Here is a 20,360-nt window from a genome sequence, read left to right on the forward strand (position 1 = left end):
CCGACGTCTCGACGAGGTGGCCGACCGCGTTTCCGTCGACGAGTCCGACGGCAAAACCCAAATTCGCTATCAACGGCCTCAGGTAGCCGCTCTTCAACCGCTGCGCAACGGGGGCGTTGCGGGTTGGCGTACGTTGGGTGCGGTGGTCATCTTTTCCCTGCGAGGTTTCTATACTGCTGAATGAATAGGAATCTGCGGGAGGAGAAGCCATGACTCACCGTGAAAAACATACGCCGAAATCCACCGAGCCGACGCCCGAGGCAACGGGGCACGCGGCTGCCGAAAGCCCTCTTGAGAAGGCCGAGCACCTGGCGAAAGAAGCGGCCGAGAAGGTGGAAGAGGGTCTGAAGGACGCCGTGGAATTCGAGCGGGCCGACATTGCCGAAACGCGCCAGGAGTGGCACGACCAGTTGCACAACGACGCTGCCGAGCTGAAGGCCGACGTAGCGCGCGACAAGGAAAAGCTGCACGAAGCCGTTGACGAGGTGCGCCATCCGGAGCAAATTGCCGAGGCTGTGGAGGCCAAGCTGGAGCACACGGCCGACGAGACGGTGGCCGCCGTGCACGCCGTGGAACATCCCAGTGAGATTGTCGCCGACGTCAAGCGCGGCATTGCCGACAAGAAGCAAGCCTTCGATGAGACCACCGCCACCATCGCCGCCGAGTTTACCAGCCCCGTGGACAAGAAGCGGCTGCCGGTAGTTCTGCGCATTTTCGGCGTCCTGCTCATCGTGGGCTCCGGCGCCGCGCTGCCGGGCATTGCGAAATCCATCTACCAGGCGGTAACCATGTTCGCCTCGGGAGGCATGCACGGCGAGGGCACCTCCACCATTGTGGTCACCTTCGTGCACTTGGCCGTGCTGGTGGCGCTGGCCATCACGTTCATCGTCTTCGGCGTGCGCATGTTCCAGAACAAGCGGCGTTGGGCGGCGCTTATATCCTACGGGCTGTATGTGCTGATCATCTTAGGCGGCCTGTGCTCCATCATGCTTGAGGGCATGAGCATTGACTTGGTGTTCTACCTGGTGGTTCTAGTGGTTACTATCGCCCTGCAAAGCTACTTGGATCCGTCCCTTTTGGAAGAGCGTCGGCGTCATCGCCAGGAGCGCGAGGCCGAGGAGCATAAGGAAGGCGAAGAGGGTACGCTCGGCCGCGACCCCTCGGGCAGGGGCTACATCACTCTGAACTTTTTCAACCTGTTCTGGATCTTCGTGGTGGCCAGCGTCTTGGGCCTGTTCATGGAGGAAATCGTGCACTTCCTGTTCGTGGTGCCGGGGCAGTGGCAAGATCGTGCGGGGCTGTTGTTCGGGCCCTTCTCGCCCATTTACGGCTGCGGTGCGGTGCTCATGACCATCTTCCTCAACCGCTTTCATAAGAGCAACTTTGTGATCATCTTCCTGGTGGCGGCGGTTATCGGCGGCGCCTTCGAGGCGCTGACCAGTCTGTTCATGCAGTACGCTTTCGGCGCGGTGGCCTGGGATTACTCCAACATGCCCGGCTCGCTGTTCGGCGGCCGTACTTGCCTGCCGTTCATGGCCTGCTGGGGTCTGCTGGGCGTGGTGTGGATCAAGCTGCTGTTGCCCTTCATGCTGCGCTTGGTGAATTTCATCCCGTGGAACTGGCGCTACGTGCTTACCACGGTGGCGGCCTGCTTCATTTTGGTGGACGCCGTCATGACGCTGCAGTCGCTCGATTGCTGGTACGAGCGCCTGTCGGGTGATCCGGTGGACACCCCCATCCAACAGTTCTACGACCACGAGTTCAACGATACCTACATGGCCGACCGCTTCCAATCCATGACCATCCATCCTGCCGACGCGGTGCGCGGGAAGTAGGCACGCCCCTTGCGCCCTCTTGGGCGTGGGGAGTAAGAGGCTCTGGGAAAAGCGCGAGATGCTCCTATCCCGAGTGAGATGGCTCACAGCTGAAGAATGATTTGCGGGTTCCGCCCCGCCGCCCTCGGGATTTTCGATGGAGGCGGGGCGGAACTTCCTATGGTTCGTGGCCGATGAGGCGGTTCCGCGCGGGGCGCGGCTTCCTATAATGGGGAACAAACTGCTTTCGTTTCCCGAAGAAGGAGTCATGCATGACCGAGTCCCTTGGAACTACCTGCGTGCAGGGCGGCTGGCGCCCCGGTGACGGCGAGCCTCGTCAGGTGCCCATCTACCAGAACACCACGTGGAAGTACGACACCTCTGAGCACATGGGTCGCCTGTTCGACCTGGAGGAGTCCGGCTACTTCTACACGCGCCTGGCCAATCCCACGAATGACGCGGTGGCAGCTAAGATTGCCGAGCTTGAGGGTGGCACGGCGGCCATGCTCACGTCGTCGGGCCAGGCGGCGAACTTCTTCGCGGTGTTCAACATTGCCGGCGCAGGTGATCATGTGGTGGCATCCTCGTCCATTTACGGCGGCACCTACAACCTGCTGGCCCACACCATGGGCCGCATGGGCATCGAGTGCACCTTCGTGGACCCACACTGCTCCGATGAGGAGCTGGAGGCTGCCTTCCGCCCGAACACCAAGTGCGTGTTCGGCGAGACCATTGCCAACCCGGCGCTGACGGTGCTCGACATCGAGCGCTTCGCCGCCGCGGCCCACGCCCATGGTGTGCCGCTGATTGTAGACAACACCTTCCCGACGCCGGTGCTGTGCCGTCCCATCGAATGGGGCGCCGACATTGTGACCCACTCCACCACCAAGTACATGGACGGCCACGGGGCTTCCGTGGGCGGCGTCATTGTGGACTCGGGCCGCTTCGACTGGACGGCGCACCCCGACAAGTTCCCGGGCCTCTGCGAGCCCGACGAGAGCTACCACGGCGTGGTGTACACCGAGCGCTTCGGGCTGGAGGGCGCCTACATTACGAAGGCCACGGCCCAGCTCATGCGCGATTTGGGCTCCATCCAGTCGCCGCAGAACGCCTTCCTCATCAACCTGGGCCTGGAGAGCCTGCACCTGCGCATGGCCCGTCACGCGGAAAACGGACGCACCGTGGCCGAGCACCTGGCGGCTCATCCGAAGGTGACCTGGGTGCGCCACCCCTCCCTGGAGGGCGATGCCGAGGCCGCGCTGGCGGCGAAGTACCTGCCTGACGGCTCCTGCGGCGTCATCAGCTTCGGGGTGGCCGGCGGTCGTGCGGCGGCCGAGACGTTCATGGCGAACCTGAAGCTGGCTCAGATTGCCACCCACGTGGCCGACGCTCGCACCTGCGTGCTGCACCCGGCTAACGCCACCCATCGCCAGATGAACGACGAGGAGCTGGCGGCCGCCGGTATCGGCGCCGATCTCATCCGCCTATCCTGCGGTATCGAGGATGCCGCCGACCTCATCGCCGATATCGACCAGGCCCTGGCCTGCGTGGAATAGGGGGCGCCCATGCCCATCCGCATTCCCGATTCGCTGCCGGCCACGGCGGCCCTGGAGAGCGAGAACATCTTCGTCATGACGGAATACCGCGCCATGCATCAGGACATTCGTCCTTTGCGCGTGCTGTTGCTGAACCTCATGCCCACGAAGATCACCACCGAGACGCAGATTCTCCGCAAGCTGTCGAACACGCCTATCCAGGTGGAAATCGAGCTGCTACAAACGGCCAGTCATCAATCGAAGAACACGGCCGCCGAGCACCTGGAGTCCTTCTACACCACCTTCGACGAGGTGCGCCATCAGCATTTCGACGGGCTTATCATCACCGGGGCGCCCGTGGAGAAGCTGGAGTTCGAGGACGTGGACTACTGGCCGGAGCTCTGCGAGATCATGGAGTGGTCGAAGACCCACGTGCATTCCACGCTGCACATTTGCTGGGGCGCTCAGGCGGGCATCTACTACCATTACGGCGTGCCGAAGCACACGCTGGATCATAAGGTGTTCGGCGTGTTTGACCATCAGCTGGTGAAGACCACCTCGCCTTTGGTGCGCGGCTACGACGACTGTTTCTGGGCGCCGCACTCGCGCTTCACCGAGGTGGAGGCGGCCGACATCGAGGCACACCCCGACTTGGAGCTCATTGCGGTGTCCGACGAGGCGGGCGTGTACATTGCGAAGTCCACCGACTCGCAGAACTTCTTCGTGTTCGGCCACCCGGAGTACGACCGCGATACGCTGAAGGCCGAGTACGACCGCGATATTGCCAAGGGCATGGACATTGCCGTGCCGGCGCACTACTTCCCGAACGACGATCCGGCCCAAACGCCGCGCTCTAGCTGGTTCTCCCACGCCCAGCTGCTGTACACTAACTGGTTGAACTATTACGTGTACCAGACCACGCCCTACGACATCACCCAGGCGGGCAAAGAGTAGGGGGCGAAAGGAGGCCGCCATGGCCATCGATCCCGCGCGCGACCCCCATGCGCGCATTGTGACCAAGCCGCTTTCCAGCCAGGTAAAGGCAGCGAAGGCGGCGCAAGCAAAGCGCGGGGAGGGGAAGCTCGACGACCCTTTCCTCCGTGCCGAGAACGAGGACGACGACGGCTATGATCCGTACTCCGATCGTCCCGCCGAACGCGAGCCCCTGTTCCAGGAAGATCCCTGGGCGTAGGCGGCGGCTAAAGAGCTCTCGCGCAATCAATGAGTAAGGCCTTCGGCTGAAAGAGTCGAAGGCCTTACGTGCGCTTAGATGAAGATCATGAACATGCCCAGGGCCAGGCCGACCATGACGGCGAAGGCGGGCAGTTTGCTGCGGTAAATGAGGTAGGCCTCGGGCAGGATTTCGCCGAACACCACGTAAAGCATGGCGCCGGAGGCAAAGCCCAGGGACATCGTCAGACCCAAGGGGCCGATGTCGCCCAGCCAGAAGCCCAGCCAGGCGCCGAGCACGGTGGGAAGTCCGCAGGCGGCCGTCAGCAGCGTGGCCTTCACGCGCCCCGTACCGCCGGAAATGAGCGGCACGGCCACGGCCATGCCCTCGGGAATGTTATGCAGGCCGATAAGTACGGCCATGATCATGCCCGTGCCCCACATAAGGTTGTCGGACACGGCGAAGCTGGCGCCGATGGTCATGCCTTCGGGAATGTTGTGCAGGGCAATGGCGCAGGCCATGACAATGCCGGCCACGAACAGCGAGAGCTTCGAGTCGTTGTGGCGCTTGTGCATGTTCAGGTGGTCGGCATGGATAAGCTCGTCGATGTCGTCGTGGGTTTCGGGGTGGGCCGCATCGGCGGTGTGCGACACCTCGGCGCGGGTCTTGCGGTCGATAAGGTAGTTGAGCACGTACACCACAGCCACACCCAGCGCCACGGCTCCAATGACAATAAGAACGCCCAGGTCGGTCATGGTCTTCGCCGCATCCACAGCCTCGGCCAAAAGGTCGAAGCACACCATGGCCGTCATGACGCCGCCGGCAAAGGCCAAAAGCAAGCTGATGGTACGGTTCGTTTCGCTCTTGAACAGCGCGCCAATCAGGCCGCCAACGCCCGTGCCTCCCGCACCGGAAATCAAGGTAACCAGCGTGACGAAGACAAAGGGCGAAAGAGTATCCATGAGGGAGCCTAACTAATATACGATGTTGACTATCAGGTTCGCCTTCTATTGTCCCCCAAGCCCGTCGGAGCGCAACCCCTCTTTTGCGTCTCGTAAGAGATTGGGCATTCAATGGCGGAGCGCGTAGCCGCCCGAATTATGGCGAAGCGTACGCGTGCTCGCATTATGGCGGAGCACGCGACCTTTGGAAATGTTGTTCGAGGGGTGAAAAAATCTCGGCATCTCGATCGTGTTGTAGGTGAAGGGCCACGAAACGTGCAAGGTGCCTGCAGCAGGGAAGGAGCCGTGTGTCAGATCGAGACATCTCTCTTGAGCGTCTGCTGAACGAGCATGGGCGCATGCTCGTGAGACTGGCTGCTACGCGGCTTGACTCAACGGCCGACGCCGAAGACGCGGTGCAAGATGTGTTTTGCAAGGTGGTTGCCAATCGCCTTGTTTTTCGCGACGAGGAGCACGCCAAGGCGTGGCTCGTGCGTGCAGTGATCAATCGCGCTACCGATTTACGCCGTCGTGCGGCTCGTCGCAACGTGCCTTTTGACGAGGCGGCGGAGCTGATCAATGGTGCCGATGATCCTGCTTATGAGGCGGAACGTAACGAGGTGCTTGCAGCATTGCGCTCGCTTCCCGAAGCATACGCCTCGGTCCTTCATTTGCATTACTACGAAGGCTATACCGCGCGTGAGATAGGCGCTTTGCTCGGCATACCGGCGGCAACGGTGGGCACTCGTTTGGCGCGGGGCCGGCAGCGGCTAGCGCGGATACTTAAGGAGGATCGGTAATGGACTGGAATAGCTATCGACGGGCCATGGACGCTCTGCCGATTTCTGAAGACTTTGAAGCACGGGCATTGGCGGCCGCCCTGGCGGTCGAGGGTGCTCCCCAGGAAGCAGCCTCGGCGTCGGCTCGATACGCAGGGCTTGTGGGCGCCGCTTGCAAGGCATCCAAGGCGGCTCCTCGACGAAGGATGACGAGGCGTTTCGTGGGGATGGCTGCGGCGGTGGCGGCTACCTTCGCCTTTGCTGTCTCAGCGTTTGCAATCGGCGGCTTTCTAGCGCCTGAAGAGGTGGCTCGCGAGTTGCAAGATGCCTCCCTGGAAACGGCATTTGCGGGGAGCGATGCGGTGCCGGTGGGCGAGACGCAACGCGTGGGAGATTACGATGTCACGCTAGAGGGCCTGGTGACCGGCGAAAATCTATCCGACTGGATCGACGACTATGATCGGAGTGCCACCTATGCCGTAGTGGGGCTGCGCCGCGCTGATGGCACGCCTCTGACGAACGAGATGCTTGCTGCCATGCGCGACAAACGATATACGGCTGGGGAGACGATTAGGGCCGATGAATATTACTGGCCCGATGGCGCAAAGGTGCTTTCGAACCGCGAAACTCTGTCGGCTGAAGACACTGATCTGGAGCTTGTGACGTGCCACGCGCTGGTGCAGGGCTTCGAAGGGTCTGTCCTGAGCGACTATGCGGCGGACGGCGCGAGCTGCACGAGCGTGCTGATCGATGGCGCTTATTATCTGGTAGCGGCTGTGAACGATCTGAGCGTGTTTGCGGATCGGTCCGTGTACCTGGCGGTGTACGAGGGCGTTGACGAGCCGGCAAGCGTTTTGCAAGAAAACCCGGACGGCTCGTTCTCCTATCGTGATGGCCATGGGGGCGCCCTGTTCGAGCTCCCCTTGGACTCCGCTGACGCCGACCCGGAAAAGGCCGCTCAAATTGTGACGGAGCGTAGCGCGGCTTGATGCGCTCTTGCACCCTCCTTGCTCCCGTCGTTCGCGGAATCTTTCTGCAAAATGTGCCGTTTGCCGACCGTGCCCGTTGACATTCGCGGACGAACGGGTGAGAATGCAAAAGTTCGCTTTCAAAAGCCCCGTAAACGCATGCCTTTAAGGAAGCGCAATCGCCAAGGGAGTCCAGGCCCGCGGCACCGCGCGTCGGCGTAGGAAACCGGCATCCAAGAAGCTTGCACTTTTGAAAACAAACACCTCTGGCGGACGGTTCCGCCCCGGCTATCGCGGCTGCCACGCCAACGCGGGGGAGGAGGCTTCACCCGCCCGACAGAACCTGCAATCTATTGGAGGAAAACAGTGAAGACGTATCATGCAAAGCCCGGTGAGGTTGAGCGCGAGTGGGTCATCATCGACGCTGAGGACCAGGTCCTCGGTCGTGTGGCCACCAAGGCTGCTCAGATTCTGAAGGGCAAGCACAAGCCGCAGTACACCCCCCATGTGGACACGGGCGACTTTGTCATCATCATCAATGCTGACAAGATCAAGGTCACCGGTACCAAGGCTGCCACCAAGATTTACTATCGTCACAGCGGTTTCCCGGGTGGTCTCAAGCAGGAGACCTTCACCGAGGCTATGACCAAGCATCCCGAGCGCGTCATCGAGCATGCCGTCAAGGGCATGCTGCCGAAGAACACGCTGGGCCGTGCGATGGGCAAGAAGCTGAAGGTGTACGTTGGTGCGGAGCATCCCCATGCTGCGCAGCAGCCCCGTAAGATCGAACTGGAGGGTTAATCATGGCAGATGAGGCTTTGTACTACGGCACCGGCCGCCGCAAGAACGCGGTGGCGCGCGTCCGTCTCGTTCCCGGCACTGGCAAGGTGACCATCAACGGTCGCGACGGCCAGGAGTACTTCGGTCGCGAGGCTCTGTTCAACTACGCGATGACGCCCTTCAAGGTGACTGACACCGTTGATCACTTCGACGTGAAGGCCCGCATCGACGGCGGTGGCGTGTCCGGTCAGGCTGGCGCTCTGCGCATGGGCATTGCCCGCGCGCTGTTGGAGGCTGGCGACTACCGCGCCGAGCTGAAGAAGGCCGGCTACCTCACCCGCGACGCCCGTATGGTGGAGCGCAAGAAGTACGGTCTGAAGAAGGCCCGCAAGCGCCCGCAGTTCTCCAAGCGCTAGTTTGGAAGAGCGCGCAAGCGCCGTATTTGCATCGCATTGCACAAGAGGCTCGTCCCGCAAGGGGCGGGCCTCTTTGTTTGCATGGGGCGAAAAGAGCGGCGCTCCTGTGTTTTGGGAGCTGGCAAGGCGCCTTATGGCCATAGTGCGAGCAAGAGCGCGGCTGCTTGGAGCGAATCGGCAACGATGAGCGAGAGCCTTGCCAAAAACGGAGTTCTGCCGACGTTTGCCAACTTCTCTCCCGCAACGCGCCAAGAAACGTTATTCTCAAGGGCGAACAGCAAGGCTTGGTCCCCTTTGCGAAAGGAGCGTCCCATGGGAACAGCGCGGCGACAGCGAGAATACATCGGCTACCGCGTCTACTCCACGCAGCGGGCGCTGTATCGCAGCCTGGAAGCCTGTGTGGCCGAAGCGGGGCTCACGCCGGGGCAATGGAACGCCTTGAGTCAGCTGGCCGAGCACGGGGCCATGACCCAGCGCCAACTGGCCGAACGCCTGCAGAAAGAGCAGGCCACAGTTACCCGTTCGCTTGATCGCCTGATGCAGCGCGGTCTGGTGCAGCGCACGCAAAACCCGCGCGACCGTCGCGCCAACATTGTGGAAATCACTCCTGCGGCCCTGAAGCTCCTGACCGATCTCGAGCCAAGCGTCACTCGCCGCAACGCGGAAATGGCCGCCAATATTTCCGATGAGGATCTTGCCGTCTTCCTCAAAGTGCTCGACCAGCTTGAGGCCAACGCCGAGCGCTCCACGGGCGAGAGCGAGGCTTCGTAGCCCGTCTTTCACACGCAATTTCTTCGATAAGTTTTTCCAATAATCCAAGATTAAGCCCCGTATTCGGGGCTTTTTCACGCTGTCAACTCCTTGCATAAATATTTTCCGATGCTACTATTGCCTCATCAATATTTGCATAGCTAATTATTTACCCACTATGCAAATATGAAGAGGAGAGGGCAATTGAATAAGAGGAGGAGACTATGTCACTGAAGTTGACACGCCGCGACTTTGTCAAAGCCTCGGCCGTGGCCTCGGCTTCGGCTCTGGTGCTCGGTGCGGCCGAAGCAGCCGTGGCTGACGAGGCAGCCGACGGGGCAAAGGCAAGCGACGACGTCAAGGTGATTCCCAGCGCCTGCCGCCAGTGCTACGGGCGCTGCGCCCTGTTCGGCACCGTGGAAAACGGGCGCCTGACGAAGATCGAGGGCAACCCCGACCTGTTCAGCGAGGGAACGCTGTGCGGCCGCGCCTTCGCCATCCCCCAGGAGCTGTACAACCCCACCCGCGTGCGCTACCCGCAGAAGCGCGTGGGCGAGAAGGGCTCGGGGCAGTGGAAGCGCATCACCTGGGAAGAAGCCTATCAGGAGGCCGCCGACCGCTTCACCGAGATTGGCGAGAAGTACGGCTGGCACACCATCGCCCACCAGTACGGCACCGGCCGAGATATGCTGCAGTTCCAGGCTATCAACAAGCTGTGGCTCGAGCTGGGCTCCACTGCCACCTTCGGCGTGGGCAACCTGTGCTGGGTGGGTAGCTACTTCACCAGCCAGCGCCTCTACGGCGACGAGACCCAGTACACCGGCTGGGACGGCAACAACACCGACTGCATTGTCATCTGGTGCCGCCAGGAGCGCAGCCGCGGCTACTACGACTGGCTGACCGTCAAGCGCGCTCAGGAGCGCGGCGCGAAGGTCATCTGCGTGGACCCGCGCTTCACCTGCACGGCCTCGAAGGCCGACCTGTGGCTGCCCATCCGCCCCGGTTCCGACATGGCATTGGTGCTGGCCTTCATCAACGAGATCATGCACTCCGAGAAGTGCGCCACCGACTTCGCCCGTCAGTACACCAACGCGCCGTTCTTCATCGACGAGGAGGGGACGGGCTACCAGCTGCGTCAGTCCCTTATGCGCGAAGGCGGCAACGAGGAGCTGTACCCGGCATGGGACGAGGCGCACGACCAGCTGATTTACTGGTCGGGCGACTGGCAGAACACCGCCGGCGTGGGCGGCCCCAAGGCTTTCCAATGGCTGGACGAGAAAGGCAACATTGTGGCCGACGCCAAGCCGGCCCTGACCACCCCCGACGGCAAGGGCCGCGAAATCGAGGGCAAGACCTACCGCACCTCCTGGGACATCCTGCTTGAGCATGTGACCCCCTGGACCGTGGAGCGCGCCGCCGAGTTCTGCGAGCTGCCGGAGGACAAGATCCGCGAGGCCATCGACACCTATATTGCCGCGAGCCCCCATGCGTGCTTCACCCGCGGCCAGAAGGTGGAGTTCTCCATCAACACCTCGGGCATTTCCCAGGCGTTCACCATCATGATGGCCCTGGCCGGCAACTTCGACACCGTGGGCGGCCAGAACATCGGCCGCGAGCCTGCCACCGGTTACGACTCCTTCATGTTCGACGTAGTGCCGAACCGCGAGGGCCGCATGGGCGAGCGCCGCAAGCAGACGGCCATGAACATCAAGCAACTGTCTGTGTGCCAGAACACCGGCTACCAGCAGATTCTTCAGGCCGACGACGTCACCGGCGAGCTGCGCGAGGTTACCCAGAACTCCGGCGGCCAGGTCATCTACGGCCAGCAGGGCGGCTTCGGCGCTGTGACCACCAAGGCCATGGCCCAGGGCGATCCGTTCCAGATCCATGGCTACTGGCAGCAAACCTCCGAGCCCATCCTATCCATCGAGGGAGGCAAGGAGATCATCGAGGGCTTCAAGAACCTGGACTTCTTCGTGAACGTCGACATCTTCATGACCCCCTCGGGCGAGTTGGCCGACATCATCCTGCCGGCGGCTCATCCCAACGAGGTGGACCGTGTGGAGTGGGCCCACTCCGGCCACGGCTATCCCACCAGCCATACCTACCTCATCCGCCAGCCCTTCCACGAGCCGCTCGGTGAGGCGAAGGACGATATGGACATCTGCTTCGAGTTCGCCGAGTACATGGGCGTCGATATGTACTGGAAGGACAAGTACGAGTTCTTCGACTACATGGTGAAGGGTCCCGAGACCCTGCCGCCACAGCTGTCCTGCGCCAGCTTCGAGGAGTTCCGCGAGCGCATTTCCGTCACCGGCGTGCAGATGACCGACGTGAAGGGCGGCGCGCCGAAGTACGAGACCGGCTTCATGCGCAAGACGAGCGACTTTCGCCCCGGCTTCAACACCATGTACCGCGGCAACAAGATGGGCACGGTGTACCGCTTCCCCGGCACCACCACGCCCGACGGCACGGTCATCCCGCCCCATCCGCAGTCGGACAACGGCAAGATGGAGCTGTGGAGCGAGGACTTGCTGCTGTACGGCAACGGCCCGCTGCCCATGTACATCGAGCCGCCGGTGACGGCCCGCTCTCGCGAGGACTTGCTGGCCGAGTACCCCTACACGCTCATTACGGGCGGCCGCAGCCACGCCTTCTTCCACACCGAGTACCGCAACTCGCCGTGGATGCGCGAGGTGCACATGTTCCCCACCATGGACATCAACCCCGCCACGGCCGCTGAACTGGGCATCGAGCAGGATGACTGGTGCTGGATCGAAACTTACGTGGATCGCATCCGCCAGCGCGCCAACCTTACCGAGGCCATCAACCCGAACACCATCCACGTGGAGCACGACTGGTGGTTCCCCGAGCGCGCCGCTACCGACGATCTGCACGGCGCCCTGGACGCCAACTGCAACATCCTGTTCGAGAACAACGGCCCCTACGATCCGGCCGTGGGCACCGACAACTTCGGCGGCCTGTGCAAGGTGTACAAGGCCGAAGAGGGCGCCCCGGACAATATTTGCATGACCAGTGAAGATCTGCGCGTGTTCCTGCCGCTTACCCGCGAGCAGCTGGCCCAGGACGGTCAGGAGAACGGCGTGACCACCGTCGAGACGTGGAAGGAGGCCTAAGCCATGACCCGCTACACTATGGCGATTGACCTGGACAGCTGCATCGGATGCCATTCCTGCGCCGTTGTCTGCAAGCAAGAGAACAACGTGGGCCTGGGCACCTTCTACAGCAAGGTGCTGACCATCGGCCCCTCGGGCACCTACCCCGACCTGGAGATGTACTACCTGCCCGTAGCCTGTCAGCACTGCGACAACCCCCAGTGCGTGACGGTGTGCCCCACGGGTGCCAGCTACAAGCGCGAGGACGGCATTGTGCTGGTGGACCATTCCAAGTGCATCGGCTGCCAGTACTGCGTTATGGCCTGCCCCTACGGCGTGCGTGCCTACGACAACGACCGCGACAAGGGCGTTATCGAGAAGTGCACCCTGTGCGCCCACCTGGTCGACGACGGCAAGAAGCCGGCCTGTGTGCGCCACTGCCCCGGCCAGGCGCGCCTGTTCGGTGACTTGGACGACCCCGAGAGCGATGTGAGCAAGATGATCGCGTCCAAGCAGACCCATAAGCTGACCGACGTGGGCAACGCGCCCTCGGTGACCTTCGGCTTGGACAAGTGCGAGTGGAAGGGAAGTAACTAACATGGACGTACAGTGGCCCCTGCTGATCTTCAGCGTTCTATTGGGAATGGGCTCCGGCCTGCTGGTGTTCATCGGCATTGGCGAGCTGAAGGGCGCGTTCAAGAAGGTGCGCTTCGTGCTGGCCGTCAGCGCTCTGGTCCTTCTGGCTGCCGGCGGCGTTGCCTCGACGTTCCACCTTGGGCACATCGACCGCGCCTTCCATATTCTTGGCAACCTGAACTCGGCGTTCTCCCACGAGTTGTTCGCGGTGGCCTTTGCCGCCCTGGTGGCGCTGGTCTACGCCGTGCTCTCGCGCAAGGACTACCCCGGCGCGTCCAAGGTGGTGGGCATCCTGGCCCTTATTGCCGGCCTGGTGTTGCCGCTGACGGCGGGCATCTCGTTCATGATGCCGGCCCGTCCCGCCTGGGACAGCTTCACGCTGCCGCTCATGTATCTGGGTACCGGCCTGGGCATGGGCATGGTGCTGGGTGCCGCTCTGGTGTACGCCAAGGGCGATGCCGAGGACGCACCGCTGGCCCTGCGCGTGGCCATCATCGGCGTGGTGTGCTCCATCGTTACCATGGTTGCCTACGTGGGCGCCCTGGCGCTGGCGCCCTTCGCCCATGAGAGCCGCTCGCTGGCTCGCCTGTTCAGCGGCAGCTTGGCCGTGGAGTTCTGGGTGGGCGTCGCGCTGCTGGGCATTGTGGTGCCCGCGGTGCTGGTGGGCTTGGCTGCCAAGCGCAGCCCGAAAGCCAGCACGGGCGGTAGCGCTGTAGCCGTCAAGCAGACGGCGGGCTACCTGTGGGCCGCCTTCGTCTGCCTGGTCATTGGCAGCGTGGTCTTGCGCGTCATCATGTACGCCGTGGCCACGTCGGTGGAGTCGCTCATTTACTAGAAGATCGCGCCTTTCTCCGTGGCGCTCTTCAAGGCTGCCCTTTCTCCCCCTTCCCTTTGGAACGGCGGCCTTCTCGGCGCCCCGCAGGCCATTGGCCCCGGGGCGCCCCCGTTTCCGTACCCGCTGCGGGCTCTGTCCCGCTCAATTGCAAAGGAGGTCCCTGTGAGCGACAACGTTATGGATCGCGAAACCCGCACGGCCCTCATTGACGTGATGGAAAGCCGCGCCCATGTCTACCAGGTGCTGTCTCGAAGCTACCGCACCGAAGTGGACGCTGCCTTCGCCCGCGAATTTGTCGAGGACTTCGCCTTCGAAAGCGATGATGTCGTCCTGAGCGCGGCCTTGACCGCCATGCGCCGCGCCTTGGCCGACGCCGACGAGCAGGCCCTCGAGCAGCTGGCCGTTACCTTCGATCGCGTGTTCTTCGGCATGGGGCCGCTGACGGCCCGCCACGCCTTCCCCTACGAGTCGGTGTACACCTCCGACCGGGGCATCATGATGCAGGAGGCCTACACCAGCGTGGCGCGCGCCTATCGCGAGCAGGCGCTGGCCAAGGACCCCGCCTTCACCGAGCCTGAAGATCACCTGGCCGTCGAGCTGGCCTTCATGGCCACGTTGGCCGCGCGCGCCAGCCTGTTTCTCCGTGCCGAGGACGAGGCCGGCGACGAGGCGGCCACCGAAACGGTGCGCCAGTCCCTGGTCTTCGCCCAGACGCATTTGCTGAACTGGCTCGATCGCTTCTGCGGCGAGCTGGCCCTGGCCGCGCGGCCCGATGGCGAAGACGGCTTCTATGTGGCGCTGGCCCAGTTCACTGCGCGCTTTGTGGAAGGAGACGCCGCCCTTCTGGAAGAGATGCTATGAGCGGCGAGGTGACCCGGCGCCAGTTCTGCCTGGCGGGCGGAGCCGCTGCGGCGGTGGCGGCCTTAGGAGGGGGCGGTGCCCTGGCGCAGCAGAACGCCCAATCGGTGTACCTGCGGCCGCCCGGTGCTGTCAGCGAAGCGCACCTGCTGGCTCACTGCGACCGCTGCCAGCGCTGCGTGCAGGTGTGTCCCTACAACTTAGTGCAGCCGCGCCCGCTTTCCTGGGATTTTCCCACGGTGGGCACGCCCGAACTGATCTTCAAGGAGGGCTACTGCGACTTCTGCATGCTGTGCGTGGACGTATGTCCCACCGGCGCGCTGAGCTACGAGGCTCCCACGGCCGAGAACATCGGCGTGGCGAAGCTGATCAGCGACGCCTGCGTGGCCTGGGATTGGGGCGGATGCACCGTGTGCGCCGACGTCTGTCCTGTCGAGAACGCCGTGACTTTGGACGAGCGCGGCCGTCCTCATGTGGACGAAGACCTGTGCAACGGCTGCGGCCTGTGCGAGCTGGAATGTCCGGCGCCGTCACTGCGCGCCTACGACCCCTCCACCGTGGCCAAGGGCATTTACGTGGTAAGCCGCGAGAGCGAGGCGGCGGCGCTGCCCGGCGCGCTCACCTCGGCCGAGTACGAGGCCGCCTATCGAAAGGAGGCCGGCCATGAATAAGATGCGCTACCTGCGCATAGGGGTGGCCCTGGCCGTTCTGGCGGTAGTCTTCGGCTGCACCTTGGCCCACGTGCCCGTGGGCACGCTGTGCGCTCTGTGTCCCGTGGGGTTTGCCGAGCTGACCGTGGCCGGAGGGGCCGTGCCCTGGGAGCTGCTGCCCGGCGTGCTGGTGCTCCTGGCGGTGGTGTTCCTGCTGGGCCGCGTGTTCTGCTCCTGGGTGTGTCCGACGAGCCTTTTGCGCAACCTGTTCGGCGGCCGCACGCCTCGCGGGCTGACGGGCCAGACGGGCACCTGCGCCGGGTGCGCCACCGACCCTGCCAACCCCAACACGGCGCGCACGCGCAACAACCTGGCCTCTCAAGGCGTGGTGCTGGTAGTGCTTCTGGTGGTGTCCTTCATCGTGCACTTCCCGGTGTTCTGCCTCATCTGCCCCATCGGTCTGGTGTTCGGCACGCTATTCGCTGCCAGCCGTCTGCTGGTTACCTGGCAGCCGGGCTGGGAGCTTCTGGTGTTTCCCGCCATGCTGGTGCTGGAAGTGTTCGTGCTGCGCCGCTGGTGCTCGGCCATCTGCCCGCTCGGATTCTTCTTCGGGCTTATGGCGAAGGCGCGCTCGCGCCTGACCTTCCTGCCCGACCCGCGCGTGCGCAAGGACGTGTGCCTTCATAACGAGGGCTGCAACGTCTGTGCCACGGTGTGCCCCGAGGATATCAGCGCTGCCACCGCCGAGCCCCATGATCTGGAGGATTGCACGTTGTGCCTCGACTGTCGGGAGCACTGTCCGACGCGGGCCATTTCCCTGACGGTTCCCAAGGAGTAGGAGAGGGGCGTCAGGTCAAAGCGACCCCGGTCTCAGCTGCAAAAGAGGCTCCGCCCGCAGCGCAATGCAAGAGGCTCACGGTCTCGTCTTGCGGTGTCGCAACGCTTAAGCTTATAAGAGACGCCTGTCTAAGGACGGGCGTCTCTTTTTTGTGCAGCAAGGGGCGGGAGGGACGTCGCTTCGACAAGGTTCTTCGTCATCGTTGTTGATTTGTTACAGACAGTCACCTGTTTTGTTCTGTGGGGTTGAAACGGGACGGTCCCTGTTATAGTGAGCCGCATATTTCCATTGATCATAGTCTTTCCCAGGTAAAACCTAAGAAAGACGCTCAAAGATAAGGAAGATGCTTATGGCGCAGTCCGCATGCGAGACGGCCCCTGAACCTGTGTCTGGTGTGCGACGCGATTGCTACGCCGCGGTGGACATCGGGGCTTCTTCGGGACGCGTAGTGGTGGGGTTCGTCCAGGATGGGCGTATCTGCCTGGAAGAGGTGCATCGCTTCGACAATCGTCAGGTGCGCTTGCACGGCCACGATTGCTGGGACATTGATCTGCTCTTCGGCGAACTTGTGCATGGCCTGGCCCGTTGCAAAGAGCAGGGCTTCGCGCCGAAGTCCGTGGGCATCGACACCTGGGGCGTCGATTTCGTTCTGCTGGATGCCGAGGACAACTTGGTGGGCAACCCCGTGGCCTACCGCGATGAGCGCACCCAGGGCATGTTCGAGGTGGCCGACGCCATCATGGCGCCGGAGGAGCTGTACCAGCGCACCGGCATTCAACGGCAGCCCTTCAACACGCTTTATCAGTTCCTGGCCCTGCAGCGTCAAAACCCCGAGCAGCTGGAAGCGGCGGAAACCTTTCTCATGATCCCCGATTACCTGGGGTTCCTGCTCACGGGCGAGAAGGCCATCGAGTACACCAACGCCTCCACCACCGGCATGCTCAATGCCGAGACCGGGGCTTGGGATGAAACAGTGCTGGCGGCCTTCGGCATTCCGCGCCGTCTGTTCCGCAACGTCACCATGGCCGGCGCCTGCCTAGGACCCGTGAAGCCGGACATTGCCCAGGCCATCGGCTACGAAACTTCTGTGGTGCTGCCGGCCACCCACGACACGGGCAGCGCCTATCTGGCCGTGCCGGCCTGCGATTTGCCCGCCGTGTTCTTGAGCTCCGGCACCTGGAGCCTTTTGGGCGTGGAGAACCGCAGCCCCCTCACTACGGCCGCGGCCTACGCCGAGAACTTTACCAACGAGGGCGGCTACCACTTCCGCTATCGCTTCCTGAAAAACATCATGGGCCTGTGGATGATCCAGTCCATCCGTCGCGAGCTGAACGGCATCAAGTACGTGGTGGACGAGAAGGCTATCCGCAAGGGGCGCCTGCACCAATACACCGGTATCGAGGGGCTCGGCCGCGAGGTGGGCTTCGAGGACCTCATCAAGGCGGCCGACGAGGCCGAGGAGAAGGGGCTCAAAGCCTCCATCGTGAACGTGAACGACGATCGCTTCCTCTCGCCCGACTCCATGATCGAGGAAATCTGCGCGGTGTGCGAAGAGACGGGGCAGCCGGTGCCGAAGACCTTGGGCGAGCTCATGATCTGCGTCTATGAGAGCCTCGCCCTGTGCTACCGCGATGCCGTCGAAGGGCTGAGCACCCTGGCCGGCCATCCTTACAAATCCATCAACATCGTGGGCGGCGGCTGCCGCGACGATCATCTCAATCGACGCACGGCCCAGCTGTGCGGTCTGCCGGTGTATGCCGGTCCGGTAGAGGGCACGGCCCTTGGCAACCTGGCCGTGCAGATGCTCGCCGACGGAGTGTTCCCCAATCTTCGCGCCGTGCGCGCTGCCATAGCCGAATCTTTCGACGTCCGAAAAATTGAGCCTTAAGGAAAGGACCACGAATGACCACTATGTACGATCTTGCCAAGGAAGAGTACGCTGCCATCGGCATCGACACCGAAGCGGTCATGGAGAAGCTGGCGAAGAAGCCCATCTCCGTGCACTGCTGGCAGGGCGATGACGTCCTCGGTTTCGACCAGGAGGGCGGTCTGTCCGGCGGCATCCAGGCCACGGGCAACTATCCCGGTCGTGCTCGCAACTTCGAAGAGCTGACCGCCGACTTCGACGCCGCCATGGCCCTGGTGCCCGGCGCCAAGCGCATCAACCTGCACGCGTCCTACGCGGTGTTCACCGACGAGAACCCCTGGGTCGACCGCGACGCGCTGGAGTACAAGCACTTCGAGCCCTGGGTGCGCTGGGCCAAGGAGCGCGGCTACGGCATCGACTTCAATCCCACCATCTTCGGCCATCCGGCCATGAACAACGAGCTGTCGCTGTCCTCGCCGGACAAAGAGACGCGCGACTTCTGGATTCGCCACTGCAAGGCCTGCCGCAAGATTTCCCAGCAAATTGCCGAGGCGCTCGATGACGAGACGCTGTGCAACATCTGGATTCCCGACGGCCTGAAGGACGTGCCCGCCGACCGCTACGGCCTGCGCGAGCGCCTGCGCGACTCCCTCGATCAGATTTACGCCGAGAAGTACGACCGCGTCATCGACTGCTGCGAGTCGAAGGTGTTCGGCATCGGTCTGGAGTCCATGACCGTGGGCTCCAACGAGTTCTACCTGGCCTACGCCGCCACCCATCCGGGCGTGTATGATCTGCTTGACCTGGGTCACTTCCATCCGACCGAGAACGTGGCCGACAAGCTGTCGAGCCTGCTGGTGTTCTTCGACAAGGTGCCGCTGCACGTCACCCGCCCCGTGCGCTGGGATTCCGACCACGTCGTGCTGTTCGACGATCCCATCAAGGAAGTGGCCACGGAGATTGCCGCCATCCCCGGCGCCTGGGACAAGGTCATCATCGGGCTGGACTTCTTCGACGCCTCCATCAACCGCGTGGGCGCCTGGGCCACGGGCACGCGCGCCATGGAGAAGAGCCTGCTCTACGCGCTGCTGCAGCCGTCCGCTCGCCTGAAGGAGCTGCAGGACACCTACCAGTTCACCGAGAAGATGATCCTCGGCGAGCAGGCGAAGTCCATGCCCTTCGGTGCCGTATGGGACGAGTACTGCCGCCGCCAGAACGTGCCCGTCGACGGAGGCCTCTTCGTCGAAGTGTCCACCTACGAGGCAAAAATCCTCCCCGAGCGCAGCTAGTTCATTTCTCTCGACTATGTTTGAGTCCGGCGAAGACGCTGGGTGTTCCGACCGAGCGCAGTTTACCCCAAGGGTACTTCCTCGCTTCGCTCAGGCGCCGACACGCGACTGAAACAGCCCAGTGGGCTGTTTCACAAAGCGAGGACTGTTTGAGCGAATCGGAATTCCCAGCGGCTTCGCCCCCCGAGGACTTTCAAGGAGTTCACATGACATTCTTAGATCAGGCCCAGGAAGCGCTTACGCAGGGCTTCGATACGGCCCGCGGCGCGGTGTCCGGCGTGGCCATGGAGCAGCTGGGGTTCGTGCGCGGGTTCGTGCGGCTGTGCAACGACGGCTGGGACCAGGGCTGGCACGAGCGCAACGGCGGCAACCTCACGTACCGTCTGACCGACGAGGACGTGGAAACCGCCCGCAAGTTCTTCGACAAGGAGCCGCGCGAGTGGACGCCCATGGGCGTCGAGGTGCCCAGCTTGGGCGGCGCGTACTTCCTCACCACGGGCACCGGCAACTACATGCGCAACGTGGCCGGCAACCCGAAGAAGAACATCGGCATTGTCCAGCTGAACGAGGCCGGGGACGCCTACCGCATTGTGTGGGGCCTTATCGACGGCGGCCGACCCACGTCGGAGTTCCCGACCCACGTGATGAACCACGCCGTGCGCATGGCGGCCACGGACGGGGAGTGCCGCGTCATCTATCACGCGCATCCCACGAACGTGATCGCCATGACCTTCGTGCTGCCCCTCGATTCGCGCACGTTCACCCGCGTGCTGTGGAAGGCCATGACGGAGTGCGTGGTGGTGTTTCCCCAGGGTGTGGGCGTGGTGCCGTGGATGGTGCCCGGTGGCGCCGACATTGCGAAGGCCACCAGCGAATTGATGAAGGATCACGACGCGGTGGTGTGGGCCCAGCACGGACTGTTCGTGTCGGGGGCTACCTTCGACTCCACCTTCGGACTGCTGCACACCATCGAGAAGGCGGCCGACATCTACGGCAAGGCCCGCATGATGAACGGCGGCTCCGATGCGTTCATGAACACCATCACCGATGAGGGCCTGCGCCAGATTGCGAAGGACTTCAACATTTCCATCAACGAAAGCTACCTGGATTAGGAGAC

Annotated in this window: 19 protein-coding genes; 18 read left to right on the plus strand and 1 reads right to left on the minus strand. The window is 62.9% G+C overall.

The window, feature by feature from the left end; genetic code table 11:
- Positions 1-209 precede the first annotated feature (209 nt).
- From PZH32_RS03130 to PZH32_RS03145, 4 genes are all read left to right on the plus strand, one after another.
- A complete protein-coding gene (locus tag PZH32_RS03130; protein WP_275206178.1) occupies positions 210-1,835 on the plus strand; it encodes a putative ABC transporter permease in 1,626 nt (541 codons plus the stop codon).
- 251 nt (positions 1,836-2,086) lie between these two features.
- On the plus strand, positions 2,087-3,370 hold the full coding sequence (locus PZH32_RS03135) for an O-acetylhomoserine aminocarboxypropyltransferase/cysteine synthase family protein (RefSeq protein ID WP_275206179.1): 1,284 nt from the start codon (positions 2,087-2,089) through the stop codon (positions 3,368-3,370).
- A 9-nt stretch (positions 3,371-3,379) separates the two neighbouring features.
- Entirely contained in the window at positions 3,380-4,303 is a 924-nt protein-coding gene (gene metA / locus PZH32_RS03140; RefSeq protein ID WP_275206180.1) for a homoserine O-acetyltransferase MetA, read from the plus strand.
- Positions 4,304-4,322: 19 nt separating this feature from the next.
- Positions 4,323-4,541, plus strand: a complete 219-nt coding sequence (locus PZH32_RS03145; RefSeq protein WP_275206181.1) for a hypothetical protein — start codon at positions 4,323-4,325, stop codon at positions 4,539-4,541.
- Positions 4,542-4,615: 74 nt separating this feature from the next.
- On the opposite strand, the gene PZH32_RS03150 is transcribed toward PZH32_RS03145, so the two are convergent.
- Positions 4,616-5,482 carry a ZIP family metal transporter gene (locus tag PZH32_RS03150; RefSeq protein ID WP_275206182.1) on the minus strand — a complete coding sequence of 289 codons (867 nt, stop codon included), beginning with the start codon at positions 5,480-5,482 and terminating at the stop codon, positions 4,616-4,618.
- A 287-nt stretch (positions 5,483-5,769) separates the two neighbouring features.
- On the opposite strand from PZH32_RS03150, the gene PZH32_RS03155 reads away from it, so the two are divergent.
- The 14 genes from PZH32_RS03155 to rhaD all read left to right on the plus strand — a co-directional run bounded on the left by PZH32_RS03155 (position 5,770) and on the right by rhaD (position 20,355).
- Positions 5,770-6,261 carry an RNA polymerase sigma factor gene (locus PZH32_RS03155; protein ID WP_275206183.1) on the plus strand — a complete coding sequence of 164 codons (492 nt, stop codon included), beginning with the start codon at positions 5,770-5,772 and terminating at the stop codon, positions 6,259-6,261.
- Positions 6,261-7,229 carry a hypothetical protein gene (locus PZH32_RS03160; RefSeq protein ID WP_275206184.1) on the plus strand — a complete coding sequence of 323 codons (969 nt, stop codon included), beginning with the start codon at positions 6,261-6,263 and terminating at the stop codon, positions 7,227-7,229. The genes PZH32_RS03155 and PZH32_RS03160 overlap by 1 nt, the downstream gene beginning before the upstream one ends.
- Before the next feature lie 345 nt (positions 7,230-7,574).
- Positions 7,575-8,009, plus strand: coding sequence for a 50S ribosomal protein L13 (gene rplM / locus PZH32_RS03165; RefSeq protein WP_295996104.1), 435 nt, complete (start codon positions 7,575-7,577; stop codon positions 8,007-8,009).
- A gap of 2 nt (positions 8,010-8,011) precedes the next feature.
- Positions 8,012-8,404 carry a 30S ribosomal protein S9 gene (gene rpsI, locus PZH32_RS03170; RefSeq protein WP_275206185.1) on the plus strand — a complete coding sequence of 131 codons (393 nt, stop codon included), beginning with the start codon at positions 8,012-8,014 and terminating at the stop codon, positions 8,402-8,404.
- Between the two features lie 312 nt (positions 8,405-8,716).
- Positions 8,717-9,175, plus strand: a complete 459-nt coding sequence (locus tag PZH32_RS03175; RefSeq protein WP_275206186.1) for a MarR family winged helix-turn-helix transcriptional regulator — start codon at positions 8,717-8,719, stop codon at positions 9,173-9,175.
- Positions 9,176-9,378: 203 nt separating this feature from the next.
- On the plus strand, positions 9,379-12,291 hold the full coding sequence (locus PZH32_RS03180) for a molybdopterin-containing oxidoreductase family protein (protein WP_275206187.1): 2,913 nt from the start codon (positions 9,379-9,381) through the stop codon (positions 12,289-12,291).
- A 3-nt stretch (positions 12,292-12,294) separates the two neighbouring features.
- Positions 12,295-12,867 carry a 4Fe-4S dicluster domain-containing protein gene (locus PZH32_RS03185; RefSeq protein ID WP_275206188.1) on the plus strand — a complete coding sequence of 191 codons (573 nt, stop codon included), beginning with the start codon at positions 12,295-12,297 and terminating at the stop codon, positions 12,865-12,867.
- 1 nt (position 12,868) lies between these two features.
- Positions 12,869-13,741 (plus strand): dimethyl sulfoxide reductase anchor subunit family protein, encoded by an 873-nt coding sequence (locus PZH32_RS03190; protein WP_275206189.1) that lies wholly within the window; start codon positions 12,869-12,871, stop codon positions 13,739-13,741.
- Positions 13,742-13,903: 162 nt separating this feature from the next.
- Positions 13,904-14,602 carry a TorD/DmsD family molecular chaperone gene (locus tag PZH32_RS03195; protein ID WP_275206190.1) on the plus strand — a complete coding sequence of 233 codons (699 nt, stop codon included), beginning with the start codon at positions 13,904-13,906 and terminating at the stop codon, positions 14,600-14,602.
- Positions 14,599-15,270: a 4Fe-4S dicluster domain-containing protein gene (locus tag PZH32_RS03200; protein WP_275206191.1), complete on the plus strand. Its 672-nt coding sequence runs from the start codon at positions 14,599-14,601 to the stop codon at positions 15,268-15,270. The genes PZH32_RS03195 and PZH32_RS03200 overlap by 4 nt, the downstream gene beginning before the upstream one ends.
- Positions 15,263-16,087, plus strand: coding sequence for a 4Fe-4S binding protein (locus PZH32_RS03205; protein WP_275206192.1), 825 nt, complete (start codon positions 15,263-15,265; stop codon positions 16,085-16,087). The genes PZH32_RS03200 and PZH32_RS03205 overlap by 8 nt, the downstream gene beginning before the upstream one ends.
- Positions 16,088-16,436: 349 nt before the next feature.
- Positions 16,437-17,975 carry a rhamnulokinase gene (locus tag PZH32_RS03210; RefSeq protein ID WP_275206193.1) on the plus strand — a complete coding sequence of 513 codons (1,539 nt, stop codon included), beginning with the start codon at positions 16,437-16,439 and terminating at the stop codon, positions 17,973-17,975.
- 14 nt (positions 17,976-17,989) lie between these two features.
- Positions 17,990-19,243 (plus strand): L-rhamnose isomerase, encoded by a 1,254-nt coding sequence (locus tag PZH32_RS03215; RefSeq protein WP_275206194.1) that lies wholly within the window; start codon positions 17,990-17,992, stop codon positions 19,241-19,243.
- 206 nt (positions 19,244-19,449) lie between these two features.
- Positions 19,450-20,355, plus strand: coding sequence for a rhamnulose-1-phosphate aldolase (gene rhaD, locus PZH32_RS03220; RefSeq protein WP_275206195.1), 906 nt, complete (start codon positions 19,450-19,452; stop codon positions 20,353-20,355).
- Positions 20,356-20,360: the final 5 nt, after the last annotated feature.

This window comes from Adlercreutzia equolifaciens, from assembly GCF_029076695.1.
In the GTDB taxonomy this organism is placed as follows: domain Bacteria; phylum Actinomycetota; class Coriobacteriia; order Coriobacteriales; family Eggerthellaceae; genus Adlercreutzia; species Adlercreutzia equolifaciens_A.

Coding starts and splice junctions, on each gene's coding strand:
- PZH32_RS03150 (WP_275206182.1), bottom strand. CDS start 5,482: ATGGATACTCTTTCGCCCTTTGTCTTCGTCACGCTGGTTACCTTGATT.
- PZH32_RS03190 (WP_275206189.1), top strand. CDS start 12,869: ATGGACGTACAGTGGCCCCTGCTGATCTTCAGCGTTCTATTGGGAATG.
- PZH32_RS03185 (WP_275206188.1), top strand. CDS start 12,295: ATGACCCGCTACACTATGGCGATTGACCTGGACAGCTGCATCGGATGC.
- PZH32_RS03210 (WP_275206193.1), top strand. CDS start 16,437: ATGGCGCAGTCCGCATGCGAGACGGCCCCTGAACCTGTGTCTGGTGTG.
- metA (WP_275206180.1), top strand. CDS start 3,380: ATGCCCATCCGCATTCCCGATTCGCTGCCGGCCACGGCGGCCCTGGAG.
- rhaD (WP_275206195.1), top strand. CDS start 19,450: ATGACATTCTTAGATCAGGCCCAGGAAGCGCTTACGCAGGGCTTCGAT.
- PZH32_RS03135 (WP_275206179.1), top strand. CDS start 2,087: ATGACCGAGTCCCTTGGAACTACCTGCGTGCAGGGCGGCTGGCGCCCC.
- PZH32_RS03215 (WP_275206194.1), top strand. CDS start 17,990: ATGACCACTATGTACGATCTTGCCAAGGAAGAGTACGCTGCCATCGGC.
- rpsI (WP_275206185.1), top strand. CDS start 8,012: ATGGCAGATGAGGCTTTGTACTACGGCACCGGCCGCCGCAAGAACGCG.
- PZH32_RS03145 (WP_275206181.1), top strand. CDS start 4,323: ATGGCCATCGATCCCGCGCGCGACCCCCATGCGCGCATTGTGACCAAG.
- PZH32_RS03205 (WP_275206192.1), top strand. CDS start 15,263: ATGAATAAGATGCGCTACCTGCGCATAGGGGTGGCCCTGGCCGTTCTG.
- PZH32_RS03200 (WP_275206191.1), top strand. CDS start 14,599: ATGAGCGGCGAGGTGACCCGGCGCCAGTTCTGCCTGGCGGGCGGAGCC.
- PZH32_RS03175 (WP_275206186.1), top strand. CDS start 8,717: ATGGGAACAGCGCGGCGACAGCGAGAATACATCGGCTACCGCGTCTAC.
- PZH32_RS03130 (WP_275206178.1), top strand. CDS start 210: ATGACTCACCGTGAAAAACATACGCCGAAATCCACCGAGCCGACGCCC.
- PZH32_RS03180 (WP_275206187.1), top strand. CDS start 9,379: ATGTCACTGAAGTTGACACGCCGCGACTTTGTCAAAGCCTCGGCCGTG.
- PZH32_RS03160 (WP_275206184.1), top strand. CDS start 6,261: ATGGACTGGAATAGCTATCGACGGGCCATGGACGCTCTGCCGATTTCT.